Source organism: Bradyrhizobium sp. RDM12 (assembly GCF_051917485.1).
Classification (GTDB): Bacteria; Pseudomonadota; Alphaproteobacteria; order Rhizobiales; family Xanthobacteraceae; genus Bradyrhizobium.
Window position 1 is genome coordinate 3608853 of record NZ_CM133064.1, and the last position, 13551, is coordinate 3622403.

Sequence of the window (13551 nt, forward strand, 5' to 3'; positions counted from 1 at the left end):
CAACAGGAACGCCATGACTCTCACGCTGTCCGGAAAAGTCGCCGCCGTTACGGGAGCGGCTTCGGGGATCGGTCTGGAATGCTCCAGGATTTTGTTGCGCGAGGGCGCGCGCGTCGTCCTGGTCGATCGTGACGAGGATGCCCTGAAGTCGGCGTGCGCAATCCTCGGCCCGGGGGCAATCCCGTTGACGATCGACCTCACCAAGCCTGAAAGCGTCAGCCGCATGATGCCGGCGATACTGGACCTCGCGGGCCAACTCGATATCTTTCACGCCAACGCCGGAACCTACGTCGGCGGCGATATTGTGGACGGGGACCCCGATATCTGGGACCGCGTGCTGAACCTCAACGTGAATGCTACCTTCCGTTCGGTCCATGCCGTCCTGCCGCACATGGTCGCGCGTCGGACCGGCGACATCATCGTGACAAGCTCGGTTGCCGGTCTGGTGCCGGTGGTTTGGGAGCCGATCTACACCGCTTCCAAGCACGCGGTTCAGGCCTTCGTGCATACGGTCAGGCGGCAGGTTGCCAAGCACGGGCTGCGCGTCGGCGCCGTCGCTCCAGGTCCCGTGGTCACGGCCCTGATCAAGGATTGGCCCAAGGACAAGCTCGACGACGAATTGGCGGCCGGAGGCTTGATGCAGCCAGCCGAAGTGGCGGAGGCCGTGCTGTTCATGCTCACGCGGCCGAGGAACGTCACTATTCGCGATCTCGTCATTTTGCCGCAGAGCAACGACTTGTAGACGCGCTATCGCGCGAGGCAGCCCTTGGGCTGCGCGCAGCAGGAATTCGGCCGGAGCGATCGTCAGGTGGCCTTGATGGCGACAGGGCGACCAGTGCGGGCCGATTCTGTGGCCGCGTCGGCGAGCATCTGGGCGCGCAGCCCGTCGAGACCGGTCGGGGAGGGCGCAGCCTTGCCGACACACGCATCGATGAAGGCAGCGAGTTCGGCGCGATAAGCGGCGGCATAGCGCTCGAGGAAGAAGTTCTGCACCGGATCGGCACGGAAGCCCTGGCCGGTCGCGATCTCGACGGTCGTCTCGTGGATGTTGCCGGCCCTTAGCATTCCATTCGAGCCATGCACCTCGATGCGCTGGTCGTAGCCATAAGTGGCACGGCGCGAATTTGAAATCTGTGCGATGCGCCCGCTCGCCGTCTTCATCAGCACGGCGGCGGTATCGACGTCGCCGGCTTCGCCGATGGCCTTGTCCACCAGCGCCGAGCCGAGCGCGAAGACCTCGACCGGTTCCTCCGCCAGCAGGAAGCGCGCCATGTCGAAATCATGGATCATCATGTCGCGGAAGAGACCGCCCGAGCGTTTCACATAGTCGACCGGCGGTGGTCCGGGATCGCGCGAGATGACGCTGATGATCTCGATCTCGCCGGCCTCGCCGCTGCGCAGCCGCTTTTCGAGCGCCGCGAAGTTCGGATCGAAGCGGCGGTTGAAGCCGATCATCAGGGGCTTGCCCGCTTTCTCGACCGTGGCCAGGCAGCGGCGAATGCGGCCCGAATCGAGATCGAGCGGCTTCTCGCAGAACACCGCCTTGCCGGCCGAGACGGCGGCCTCGATCAGGTCGGCATGGGTATCGGTCGGCGTGCAGATCAGGATGGCATCGATTCCGGAATCGCTCATGATCGCATCCGGGTCGGCCACTTTCGCGCCTGCGACTTGGGCTAGCGAGGACGCGGCCTCGCTCGAGGCGTCGGCCACCGCGACGAGCCGTGCATCGCCGCGCGCCGCGACATTGAGACCGTGAATGCGCCCGATCCTGCCGGCGCCAAGAAGTCCAAACCGCGTTGTCATCTCATGTCCGTCTAAGACATCCCGGTACACATCAGTGATGGGCTCCGCGGAGGTGTGTGCCGCCGGTGGCGATGGCGATCGTGCCATCGGGATCGTGATTGTAGGCGAGCCAGTTCGAGGCACTCCTGGATGGCATATTTTCTTCGTCTTGCTTGACTATTGGAATAAGCATTCCATTCTCTGCGCCGCCTAGTCAAGGTCGGAGCGATGATGAAACCTTTCGGCCGGCTGATCCAGGCCGGGCGGCGCGGTTGAGCGGGAGCGAGTGATGGCGACGATCAGGCTCACCATGGCGCAGGCGCTCGTGGCCGCGATGGCCGCGCAGAGGACGGTCATCGGCGGAGAGGAGCAGCCGCTCTTCGCCGGTGTCTGGGCAATCTTCGGGCATGGCAATGTCGCAGGTCTCGGCGAAGCGCTGTATGCCGCTCGCCATCGTCTGCCAACCTTGCGCGCGCATAATGAGCAGGCGATGGCACATGCCGCAATCGCCTTCGCCAAGGCCTCGCGCCGCAGGCGCATGATGGCGGTGACGAGCTCGATCGGCCCCGGTGCGACCAATATGGTGACGGCCGCTGCGGTCGCTCACGTCAATCGCCTGCCGGTGCTGCTGTTGCCTGGTGATGTCTTCGCCGGACGCCGCCCGGATCCGGTGCTGCAGCAGATCGAGGATTTCGGCGACGGTACTGTCTCGGCCAATGACTGCTTCCGGCCTGTCTCGCGCTATTTCGACCGCATTACCCGGCCCGAGCAGATCATGCCCGCCTTCGAGCGTGCGATGCAGGTTCTGACGGATGCGGCCGAATGCGGACCCGTGACGCTCGCGCTCTGCCAGGATGTGCAGACGGAAGCCTTCGGATATCCAGACTGGTTCTTCGCCGAGCGCATCTGGCACCCGCGCCGGCCGCGGGCCGACGAGACGCAGCTGGCTCAGGCTGTCGCACTGCTCAAGGGGGCCAAGCGTCCGGTCGTCGTCGCCGGCGGTGGCGTCCTCTATAGCGAGGCAGAACGTGATCTCGCAATGTTTTGCACGGCGCATGGAATGCCGGTGGCCGAAACGCAAGCCGGCAAGAGCGCGCTGCCTCACGACCATCCGCTGAATCTCGGTGCGATCGGCGTCACCGGCACGGGCGCGGCCAACGATGCGGCGCGGCAGGCCGATCTCGTTCTTGCGATCGGCACCCGGCTGCAGGATTTCACCACTGGCTCGCGCTCGCTCTTCGTCGATCCCGCTTGCAGGATCGTCGGGCTCAATACGCAGAGCTTCGATGCCGGCAAGCACCGTGCGCAGCCGCTCGTGGGCGATGCCAAGGTCGTTCTGGCGGAACTCGGCGCCTCACTTCGGGGCTGGGCGGCACCTGCCGCCTGGACCGAGCAGGCAAGGACTGGCCGCACCGCCTGGCTGGAAACGGCTGCGCGCTACACCGCGGCCGGCAACGAAACCTTGCCGAGCGATGCTCAGGTCATCGGCGCCGTTCAGCGCCGCAGCCTAGCGAGCGATGTCGTGCTTTGCGCGGCCGGCGGCTTGCCCGGCGAGCTGCACAAGCTCTGGCAACCGGGGGCGCCCGGCGGCTACCACATGGAATACGGCTATTCATGCATGGGCTACGAGATCGCCGGCGGGCTGGGCGTCAAGCTCGCCGATCCCGCGCGCGAAGTCGTCGTGATGGTCGGCGACGGGTCCTATTTGATGATGAATTCCGAGATCGCAACGTCGGTGATGCTCGGTGCCAAGCTCATCATCGTCGTGCTCGACAATCGCGGTTTCGGCTGCATCAACCGGCTCCAGAACGCGACCGGCGGCGCCTCCTTCAACAACCTCCTGCGCGACGCCCGTCACGAGATGCTGCCCGAGGTCGACTTTGCAGCCCACGCCGCCGCGATGGGAGCGATCGCACGCAAGGTCGCTGATATCACTGAGCTGGAAGCCGCACTCGACGAGGCGCGACGCCACGATCGGACGAGCGTCGTCGTGATCGACACCGATCCGCTCCGCTCTACCGATATCGGCGGCCATTGGTGGGATGTGGCGGTGCCGGAGGTCTCGGGGCGTGCCGAGGTCGAGGCCGCAAGGCGCAGTTATGTCGAGGCGCTCGTGCGCCGCAATTACTGATCGAGCGAGGACGACATGCCCATCCGTATCGGCGCCAACCCCATCGGCTGGTCGAACGACGATCTCCAGGAGATTGGCGGCGAGACACCGCTCGAGACCTGCCTGGCCGAGGCGCGCGAGGTGGGCTTCGAAGGCATGGAGCTGGGCCACAAATTTCCGCGCGAGCCGCAGGCGCTGAAGGCTGCGCTCGCACCGTTCGGTATGGCCTGCATCTCCGGCTGGTATTCGGCGGAGCTTCTGCGGCGCGATGCCGATGAGGAGATGCGGCATCTGCGCCCGCATCTTGATCTCTTGAAGGCGATGGGATCGACCGTGCTGGTGTTCGCCGAGACCTCGAATGCGATCCATGGCGATCGCAGCAAGCCGCTATCGCAGCGGCCGGTCATGAGGGCCGGCGACTGGGCGGAGTTCGGCCGCCGCATCACAGAGGTCGCGGAGCGTACGCTCGCCGAGGGCGTGAGGCTGGTCTACCATCATCACATCGGCACCATCGTGGAAAGCGCGGCGGATATCGACGCCTTCATGGCGGCGAGCGGCGAGGCTGCTCATCTCCTGCTCGATACCGGCCACGCTACGTGGGGCGGCGCCGATCCTGCTGCGCTGGCCCGACATTATCGCTCCCGCATCAGCCATGTCCACGCCAAGGACGTGCGTCCGGCGGTGATGGAGCAGGCGCGCCGTGAGGATTGGAGCTTCCTCGATGCGGTGTTGGGGCAGGGCAGCGAGCTCGGTGTCTACACCGTGCCCGGCGACGGCATGGTCGATTATCCGGATGTCTTCCGCGAGCTTCCGGGCTATTCCGGCTGGATTGTGGTCGAGGCGGAGCAGGACCCGCACAAGGCGCACCCGCTGACCTATGCGAAGAAGGGTATGGCCCATCTGAAGCAGAGCCTGAAGGAGGCTCGGCTTGGCTAGCGCTTGCGCCGCTCGATGGTTCCGGACAGCCGAGAGCTGGTGCACCGAGCATATTCAAGCATCACACCCAGCCACCATCGACGATGTAGTGCTGGGAGGTGCAGGCAGAGGCCTCGTCGGAGGCGAGGAAGACGGTGAATTTCGCGACCTCGTCCGGTACCAGCCTGCGCTTCAGGCATTGCCGCTGCTGAAGTTCGATCTCGCCCGCCGGCGTCATCCATTTCTCGAGCTGGCGCTCGGTCATGATCCAGCCCGGCGCGATCGCGTTCACGCGGATATTGTAGGGGCCGTAGTCGCGCGCCAGCGAGCGCGTCAGACCGATCACCCCTGATTTGCTGGCAGTGTAGGCGGCCATGCCGCCTTGTCCGGCGATCCATGACACCGAGCCGAAATTGATGATGGCCCCGGCATTCGCAGCCTTCATGTCCGGCAGCACGGCTTGCGACGCAAAGAACTGGTGCTTGAGATTCACAGCAATGCGGTCGTCCCAATATTCCGGCGTCATCTCCTCCGTCTTGTGCCGTTCGTCATGCGCAGCGTTGTTGATCAGGATGTTGATCGCGCCGTGTGCCTTGCGTGCCTCTTCCACGCCGGTGCGCAGTGCGGGGATGTCGGTCAGATCGACGCGCTGGAAATGCGCAGCCAGTCCCTGATCGGATAGCTCGCGCGCCAGGCGTTGACCCTCCTCGACCTTGATGTCGAAGAACACGACTTTGGATTTCTGCTCCGCGAAGCGCCGCACGATCGCAGCGCCAATTCCCGCTGCACCTCCGGTGACGAGCACGACCTTGTCGCCGAGGTCGGAATAGATGGCAGCCATGGGCACCTCTCAGTTTGTTGGGGGCGACCCGACGGCCGCCTCGACTGTTTTCCAGACCTTAGCCATGACTTCTGTGAGGTGCATAGGTCAGAATTCTAGTTGCGCACCTCAAAAACTGAAGGCAGGATTGCCGCCAAAGAATAAAAGCCGGTTGGGAGGATGTGATGAGACTGCTCGGGAAGCTGGGACTCGCCGCGGCCGCATGCCTGCTTGGCGCCAACATCGCTCGGCCACCGCGCCTACGAGTTCGACGTGCCTGAGATTCGGACGCTGATGACCCGCGGCATGCTGTGGGCAGCGCGCGAATGACAGCTGGCGCGACGCAGCCGGCGGTTCGCGCCACGCTGGAGGACGTCGCGCGTGCGGCGGGCGTTTCGCTTGCCACCGTCGATCGCGTCGTCAACCGGCGCGAGGGCGTGCGGGCCAAGACCGTCGCGCGTGTCGAGGCTGCCATCGCCAAGCTCGGCTATCGCGCGGACGTGGCGGCCGCACGGCTCGCACGGGGGCAGAGTTTTCGCTTCGCCTTCGTGCTGCCGTCCGGCAGCAACAGCTTCATGACCAGCCTGACCGAGCAGGTCCAGCGCACCGCGGACTGGCTCGCCGGCCAGCGCGGCTTCATCGATATCCTCCATGTCGACGTGTTCAATCCGGATGTGCTGGCCGGGGCGCTGGAGAATCTGTCGCCGGCCTATCAAGGCGTCGCCGTCATCGCGCTCGATCATCCCAAGGTGCGCGCCGCGATCGACGAGCTCACCGCGCGCGGGGGCGCCGTGGTGACCCTTGTGTCGGACGCGCCGAGTTCGCGGCGCCTGCATTATGTCGGCATCGATAACCCGGCCGCGGGGCGGACCGCATCGACGCTGATGGGACGTTTTCTGGCGGGGCGCGAGGGGACGGTCGCCGTGATCGCGGGATCGTTGTCGCTGCGCGATCACACCGAGCGGCAGTTCGGCTTCCACCAGATCCTGTCCAGCGAGTATCCGAACCTGCGCGCGCTACCGGTCATCGAGGGTCGCGACGACAGCGAGCGCACACGGGAGTTCACCGCCGCGCTGCTCGCGCGCCATCCCGATCTCCGCGGCATCTATTGCTGCGGCGCTGGAAACCGTGGCATCGCCGATGCGCTCGAGGCCTCCGGCCGCGCCCGCGAGGTGGTCTGGATCACCCATGAGCTGACGCAATACACGCGGCGTTTCCTGGTCCGCGGCACACTCGATGCCATCATCAATCAGGACCCGGGCCATGAGGCGCGATCTGCGGCGCGCGTCCTGCTTGCGCATTGTTCCGGCGAGCCGATCAGCCCCGACCAGGAGCGCATCCGCATCGACATTTTTCTGCGGGATAATCTGCCGTAACTTCGGGCGTCGTAGCGGCAGCCTTCGTCTTACCCTCAGCGCCCCGTATAAGTTCGCCGCCTTGTTTCGCGCTTTCCTCGGCGAGGCGACTGCCGGTCGGCGCCGTTGGCGGCTCAATCAAACTCAATCCGCAGAAACAGTACAGCAACGTGAAAGCCACACCGTGGCCACAGCTTTCCCGTTTCAGAGCAGGTCAGGTGCTCTTGAGGTGTTGAATGTCGTTTTTGCGGGCCTGGCTTGTCGCGGCGGTCGTGGGTGGCGTGTCGATTGCAACCTCACTTCCGCTGGTGCTGTTGCCGCAGCCAGCCGCGGCAGCGCAGGCCACGGACGCGATCGTGGTCGAAGGCAATCGCCGCGTCGAGGCCGAGACGGTTCGCTCCTACTTCAAGGCCGGCCCCAACGGGCAGTTCGACCAGGCCGCGCTCGACGATGGCCTCAAGGCGTTGATCGAGACCGGCCTGTTTCAGGATGTGAAGGTCAACCGGGCCGGCGGCCATGTCGTCGTGTCGGTGGTGGAGAACGCCGTGATCGGCCGCGTTGCGTTTGAGGGCAACAAGAAGATCAAGGACGAGCAGCTTTCGGCCGAGATCCAGTCCAAGCCGCGTGGCACCTTCTCACGCGCGATGGTGCAGTCGGACACGCTGCGGATCGCCGAGATCTATCGCCGCTCGGGCCGCTACGACGTCTGTGTCACCCCTGAAATCATTGAGCAGCCGAACAACCGCGTCGATCTCGTCTTCACGGTCGAGGAGGGCGTCAAGACCTCAGTCAAATCGATCGAGTTCATCGGTAATACCGCGTTCTCGTCCTACCGCCTCAGGGACGTGATCAAGACGCATGAATCGAATCTGCTGAGCTTCCTCAGCAGCGGTGACGTCTACGATCCGGACCGGGTCGAAGCCGACCGTGACCTGATCCGCCGCTTCTATCTCAAGAACGGTTTTGCAGACGCGCAGGTCGTGGCGGCGATGACCGAATATGATCCGGACAAGAAGGGCTTCCTGGTCAGCTTCAAGATCGAGGAGGGCCAGCAATATCGCGTCGGCACGGTCGACTTCCGCTCCAGCATCGCCAATTTCGACGCGAGCTCGCTGCGTGGCTTTTCGCGCGTCAATGTCGGCTCGCTGTACAACGTCGAATCGGTCGAGAAGTCGGTCGAGGAGATGCAGATCGAGGCCTCGCGCCGCGGCTATGCGTTCGCCGTGGTGCGGCCGAGCGGTGACCGCAATTTTGAATCACGCACCGTCTCGGTGGTGTTCAACATCGACGAAGGGCCGCGCACCTATATCGAGCGCATCAATTTGCGGGGCAATACCCGCACGCGCGACTACGTGATCCGGCGCGAATTCGACCTCTCCGAGGGCGATGCCTACAACCGCGCCCTGGTCGACCGCGCCGAGCGCCGGTTGAAGAACCTCGATTATTTCAAGAGCGTCAAAATTACCACGGAGCCCGGCTCGTCCAGCGACCGTGTGGTCCTGATCGTCGAGATGGAGGAGAAGTCGACCGGCGATTTCTCGGTGTCGGGCGGCTACTCCACAACCGACGGCGCGCTTGCCGAAGTCTCGGTTTCCGAGCGCAACCTGTTCGGCAAGGGGCTCTTTGGCAAGGCGTCGGTGACCTACGGTCAATATGCCCGCGGGGTATCGCTGTCCTTTGTCGAGCCGTATTTGCTCGACTACCGGATCGCGCTCGGATTCGACACCTACTGGCGTCAGCAATTGTCGAACAGCTATACGAGCTATGGAGTGACGACGCTGGGCTTCTCGCCGCGTCTGGGCTTCGCGTTGCGCGAGGACCTGTCGCTCCAGCTCCGCTACTCGCTCTATCAGCAGAGCATCACGCTCGCCAGCGCCTATAACGATTGCAACAACAACGCAGCCAACACGTCGCTGGCCTTCAACCCGACGCCGGCCTACATCCAGAATGTCCTGGGCGGGGTTGATCCGACCAATTCCACGAGCTCGGGCCTCTACGGCTACGGTTGCTATGGCGACGGCGAATCCAGCCTGCCGGTCCGAAAAGAGCTTGCGAACGGCCCGACCTGGACCTCGGCGCTGGGCTACACGCTGACCTACAACACGCTGGACAACACCAAGAGCCCGACCGACGGCCTGCTCGTCGACTTCAAGCAGGATTTTGCCGGCGTCGGCGGCGACGTCACCTATCTCAAGACGGCGCTGGACACCAAATACTACACGCCGCTGGTCTCGGAGATCGTCAGTGTAATCCATCTCCAGGGGGCGTCCTCGGCAAGATCGGCAACAACGATCTGCGCATGCTGGATCACTTCCAGATGGGCCCGAACCTCGTGCGCGGCTTCGCCTCCAATGGTATCGGTCCACGCGACATTACCTATGCCAGCTACGGCGCTACGGGCGATGCGCTTGGCGGCACGAAGTACTGGGGCGCGTCCATGGAGTTGCAGATGCCGTTCTGGTTCCTGCCCAAGGAGGTCGGCCTGAAGGGCGCGGTCTATGCCGATGCCGGCTCGCTCTGGGGTTACCAGGGGCCGACCTCGTGGGCGGCCACGGGCGAGGTCAATACCAAGACCTGTCCGACCTGCGGACTGCAATATGACGACAGCAGCGTGGTGCGCTCGTCGGTCGGCGTCGGCCTGATCTGGGCCTCGCCGTTTGGACCGCTGCGCTTCGACTATGCCGTGCCGCTCACGAAGGGCAAATACGACGTGGTGCAGGAGTTCAGGTTCGGCGGCGGCACGTCGTTCTAACCCGCCAGTATCCGCCGGCAGGCGTCGACGAACACCTGCGCGCCCGTGACGATGTCCGCATCGGCGGTGTTCTCGGTCCAGTGATGGCTGATGCCGCCGATCGAGGGCACGAACAGTATGCCGGCCGGCATGATGGTCGCGAGCATCTGCGCGTCGTGGCCGGCGCCGCTCGGCATGCGCAGCGATCGTCCGTCCGCCACGGCCTTGCTCGCCGCCTCGATCGCATCCTGGAATCGGGAGTCCATCATGGCGGGTGCGCCCACGCGGATCCGCTCCAGGGTCACCGCGCAGGGGCCTTTGGCATTGGCCTCGTCCGCCATCGTGCGCAGCAATTCTTCCAGCCGCGCGATTATGGCCGGGTTGTCGTCGCGGATCTGGAACAGCATCTCGGCGCCGCCGGGAATGATACTCGGCGCGCCCGGATCGAGCGTGATGCGGCCGGTGGTCCAGACCGTACGTGGTCCGCATGCAGCCGGGAAACGCTGGTCGACCTCCACGCAGAATTTGGCCAGCGCGAGGCCTGCGTCCTTGCGTACGGCCATGCGCGTGGTGCCGGCGTGGTTCTGCTCACCGGCGAAATTGATGCGGTACTGCCAGATCCCGACGATGGAGGTCACGACGCCGATCGCGAGCCTGCCGCTCTCGAGCGTGTCGCCCTGCTCGATATGCGCCTCGAGATAACCGACGTGCCGTCCCGGCTCGGCGGCGATGCGCGCGCGTCCGGCGAGCCCCATGTTGGTCAGCGCGTCTCGCATGGGGCGGCCATTGGTGCGGTCGCGTGCGGCGTCGATCTCCGCCTCGGTCACCTGTCCGACATAGGAGCGCGAGCCGAGGAAGCTGCCGAAATGACCTTCCTCGTCACACCACGCGACGACTTCGACCGCCCCTTTAACGGCGGGATCCGTGTTGAGCACGCGCGCCGCCTCGAGCGCATAGACGACGCCGAGCGGGCCATCGAGCCAGCCGGCATAGTTCTGGCTTTCCAGATGCGAGCCCGCCAGCAGTTTCGGTCCAGGCTTCGCGCTGGTACCGAGGACATTGCCGATGCCGTCGATCGCACCAGTGAGGCCGGCCTCGGGCAGCTTCTGCATCAGCCAGTCCAGCGATTGCTTGTGCGGCTCGGAGAAGGTCGGCTTGTGCACGCCGGTTTTGTAGGCGCCCAGGGCACGCAGCGCATTGAGATCGGCGAGGACGCGCTCGCCGTTGGCGAGGGGCTTGGTGTCAGGCATGTTCGGCAACCTTCAGCGCCTCGGTGCGGATCTCCTCGACCAGCCGTTCCTTGAGCTGGACGAATTCCGGCGTGGTCTTGATCTTGTAGGAGCGCGGATGCGGCAGGTCCACATTGATCTCGGCCTTGATCCGGCCGGGACGCGCACTCATGACGACGACACGGCTGCCGAGGAAGATCGCCTCCTCGATGTCGTGGGTGACGAACAGAACGGTCTTCTGGTCGCGCTCCCAGATGCCGAGCAGCATTTCCTGCATCAAGGCGCGGGTCTGGTTGTCCAGCGCACCGAATGGTTCGTCGAGCAGCAGGATTTTTGGGTCATTGGCTAGCGCGCGTGCGATCGCCGTGCGCTGCTGCATGCCGCCCGAGAGCTGCTTCGGCCAATGGTTCTCGAAGCCGGATAGTCCGACCTGGCGGATGAAGGCGTCGGCGATCTTGTTGCGCTCCGCCTCGGATACGCCCCGCTCGCGCAGGCCGAAGGCGATGTTCTCGCGCACGGTGAGCCAGGGAAACAGCGTGTAGGACTGGAACACCATGCCGCGATCGGCGCCGGGGCCGGTGACCTCGCGCCCGTCGAGCGTGACGCGCCCGCTGGTCGGGCGGTCGAGGCCGGCGACGATGCGCAGCAGCGTGGACTTGCCGCAACCGGAGGGCCCGAGAATCGTGACGAAGTCGTTATTGCCGATGATGAGGTCGGTCGGCTCCAGCGCTCTGGTCGGCGCGTTGCCGTGGCGCGCGGGGAAGGTGCGCGAGACCTGCTCGATCTTCAGCGTGGTCATGCGAGCCTCCATGGAAACAGCCAGGCGTTGAACGCCTTGAACATGAAGTCCGAGAGGAGACCGATCAGCCCGATGACGATGATGCCGAAGATGATCTGGCCGGTGTTGAGCAGCGCCTGGCTGTCGGTGATCATGTGGCCGATGCCGGAGGACGAACCGATCAGTTCGGCGACGATAACGTAGGTCCAGGCCCAACCCAGCACCAGCCGCAGGATCTCGGCGATCTCCGGTGCGGAGGAGGGGAGCAGCACGCGGCGGATGATGCCGCGGTCGCTGGCGCCCAGCGTATAGGCGGCTTCGACGAGATCGCGTCGTGTCGCGCCGACGGTCACCGCGACCATCAGGATGACCTGGAATACCGAGCCGATGAAGATGACCAGCAGCTTCTGCAATTCGCCGATGCCGGCCCACAGGATCAGCAGCGGAATGAAAGCCGAGGCGGGCAGATAGCGTGCAAACGATACGAACGGCTCGAGGAACGCTTCGACAGGCTTGTACGCGCCCATCAACACGCCGAGCGGCACCGCGATGATCGCGGCCAGCGCAAAGCCGCCGACAACGCGCCAGATCGTCATGCCGATGTCGAACAGGAAGGCCTGCTTGGTCAGCAGGTCATAACCTTCCTGCATCATGGTCAGCGGGTTGGCGAGGAAGGTTTTTGACACATGGCCGCCGAAGGTTGCCCAGGACCAGAGGGCGACGAACAGCACGAAGAACGCGAGGCCGTAAGCCACGCGTTGCCTCGATGTCACGGAATCCAGGGGACGCATCAACTATCTATCCGAATGGTCGATCTACCCTTGGTCCCGCCTGGCGGCGGGACCAAGGGTTATCGGGCTTACTTGATGAAGCTCGCGTCGTAGAGGTCCTCGACCTTCGGCGCGGTCTTGATGATGCCGATCTCGAGCAGGAGTTCGGCGGCATCCTTGTTGAAGGCGAGGAAGTCGCCCGCGAAGAACTTCTGGTTCGCAGCCTTATCCTGCCAGCGCAGATATTTGGCCGAATTGCCGAACGCCTCGCCGGTCTGCTTCACGTCGGCGCTCATGATCTCATAGGCCTTGGCCTGGTCCTTGGCGATCATGTCGAGCGACTCGAAATAGCTGTCTGCCAGCGCCTGCGCCGCCTTCGGGTTCTCGCTGAGGAATTTCGGCGTGCAGCCGAACGTGTCCATCACGATCGGGTAGTCGAGCGTGGTCGCGATGATCTTGCCCTTGTCGGGCGCGGCGCGCACGGTCGACAGATACGGCTCGTAGGTCATCGCGGCATCGTTCTGGCCGGAGACGAAGGCCTGCGCGGCCGCGGCCGGCTCGAGGTTCACGACGGTGACGTCCTTCACCGTGAGACCGTTCTTCTTCAGCATCCAGGCCAGCGCGAAATAGGGCGAGGTGCCGGGCGCGGAAGCCGCAACCGTCTTGCCCTTCAGCTCCTTGATCGACGTGACGTCGTTGCGCACGGCCATGCCGTCGGCGCCAAAGCTCTTGTCGAGCTGGAAGATCTGCTTGGTCGCGACGCCGTTGGCGTTCCAGGAGATCCAGGTCTCGACCGTGGTCGCCGCGCACTGGACATCGCCGGAGGCGATAGCGAGGTGGCGGTCCTTCTGCGGGATCTTCTTGATGGTGACCTCGAGGCCGTTCTTCTTGAAGATGCCGGCTTCCTTCGCCAGTGTCAGCGGCGCGAATCCTGTCCATCCGGAGATGCCGATGCCGACCTTGACGTCGTCGGCAAGCACGGGCGTGGCGGCTGCGAGAGCAATGATTGTCGCAAAAACTGTCGAACTACGCATGATTGTCGTCCTCCTGCCGATCGATGG

Annotated in this window: 10 protein-coding genes and 2 pseudogenes; 6 read left to right on the forward strand and 6 right to left on the reverse strand. The window is 64.5% G+C overall.

The features are described 5' to 3' along the window. Positions 1-13 precede the first annotated feature (13 nt). Positions 14-742, forward strand: coding sequence for an SDR family oxidoreductase (locus ACTGJ9_RS17400; protein WP_456678040.1), 729 nt, complete (start codon positions 14-16; stop codon positions 740-742). A gap of 62 nt (positions 743-804) precedes the next feature. On the opposite strand, the gene iolG is transcribed toward ACTGJ9_RS17400, so the two are convergent. Beyond that, positions 805-1803, reverse strand: coding sequence for an inositol 2-dehydrogenase (gene iolG / locus ACTGJ9_RS17405; RefSeq protein WP_456678041.1), 999 nt, complete (start codon positions 1801-1803; stop codon positions 805-807). Positions 1804-2071: 268 nt separating this feature from the next. On the opposite strand from iolG, the gene iolD reads away from it, so the two are divergent. Both iolD and iolE read left to right on the forward strand, forming a co-directional pair. Beyond that, a complete protein-coding gene (gene iolD / locus ACTGJ9_RS17410) occupies positions 2072-3913 on the forward strand; it encodes a 3D-(3,5/4)-trihydroxycyclohexane-1,2-dione acylhydrolase (decyclizing) (RefSeq protein WP_456678042.1) in 1842 nt (613 codons plus the stop codon). 15 nt (positions 3914-3928) lie between these two features. Continuing rightward, positions 3929-4828, forward strand: coding sequence for a myo-inosose-2 dehydratase (gene iolE / locus ACTGJ9_RS17415; RefSeq protein ID WP_456678043.1), 900 nt, complete (start codon positions 3929-3931; stop codon positions 4826-4828). Between the two features lie 61 nt (positions 4829-4889). Here iolE and ACTGJ9_RS17420 read toward each other — a convergent pair whose 3' ends face one another. Next, positions 4890-5648 carry an SDR family NAD(P)-dependent oxidoreductase gene (locus ACTGJ9_RS17420; protein ID WP_456678044.1) on the reverse strand — a complete coding sequence of 253 codons (759 nt, stop codon included), beginning with the start codon at positions 5646-5648 and terminating at the stop codon, positions 4890-4892. Between the two features lie 219 nt (positions 5649-5867). Here ACTGJ9_RS17420 and ACTGJ9_RS17425 point away from each other — a divergent pair. The 3 genes and pseudogenes from ACTGJ9_RS17425 to bamA all read left to right on the forward strand — a co-directional run. Continuing rightward, positions 5868-5957 (forward strand): annotated as a pseudogene (locus ACTGJ9_RS17425) (ThuA domain-containing protein); the annotation flags it as partial. After that, on the forward strand, positions 5954-7003 hold the full coding sequence (locus ACTGJ9_RS17430) for a LacI family DNA-binding transcriptional regulator (protein WP_456678045.1): 1050 nt from the start codon (positions 5954-5956) through the stop codon (positions 7001-7003). The pseudogene ACTGJ9_RS17425 and the gene ACTGJ9_RS17430, both read left to right, overlap by 4 nt. A gap of 215 nt (positions 7004-7218) precedes the next feature. Beyond that, a pseudogene (bamA, locus tag ACTGJ9_RS17435) lies at positions 7219-9734 on the forward strand (outer membrane protein assembly factor BamA). On the opposite strand, the gene ACTGJ9_RS17440 reads toward bamA, so the two are convergent. The 4 genes from ACTGJ9_RS17440 to ACTGJ9_RS17455 form a co-directional block, all read right to left on the reverse strand. Beyond that, positions 9731-10963 carry a hydantoinase/carbamoylase family amidase gene (locus ACTGJ9_RS17440; RefSeq protein ID WP_456678046.1) on the reverse strand — a complete coding sequence of 411 codons (1233 nt, stop codon included), beginning with the start codon at positions 10961-10963 and terminating at the stop codon, positions 9731-9733. The pseudogene bamA and the gene ACTGJ9_RS17440 overlap by 4 nt on opposite strands. After that, the gene (locus ACTGJ9_RS17445) at positions 10956-11741 is read right to left on the reverse strand and encodes an ABC transporter ATP-binding protein (RefSeq protein ID WP_456678047.1); all 786 of its coding nucleotides are present in this window, start codon (positions 11739-11741) and stop codon (positions 10956-10958) included. Before ACTGJ9_RS17445 ends, ACTGJ9_RS17440 begins: the two co-directional genes overlap by 8 nt. Then, positions 11738-12511 carry an ABC transporter permease gene (locus tag ACTGJ9_RS17450; RefSeq protein ID WP_456678560.1) on the reverse strand — a complete coding sequence of 258 codons (774 nt, stop codon included), beginning with the start codon at positions 12509-12511 and terminating at the stop codon, positions 11738-11740. Before ACTGJ9_RS17450 ends, ACTGJ9_RS17445 begins: the two co-directional genes overlap by 4 nt. 68 nt (positions 12512-12579) lie before the next feature. Continuing rightward, the gene (locus ACTGJ9_RS17455; RefSeq protein WP_456678048.1) at positions 12580-13524 is read right to left on the reverse strand and encodes an ABC transporter substrate-binding protein; all 945 of its coding nucleotides are present in this window, start codon (positions 13522-13524) and stop codon (positions 12580-12582) included. Positions 13525-13551 lie beyond the last annotated feature (27 nt).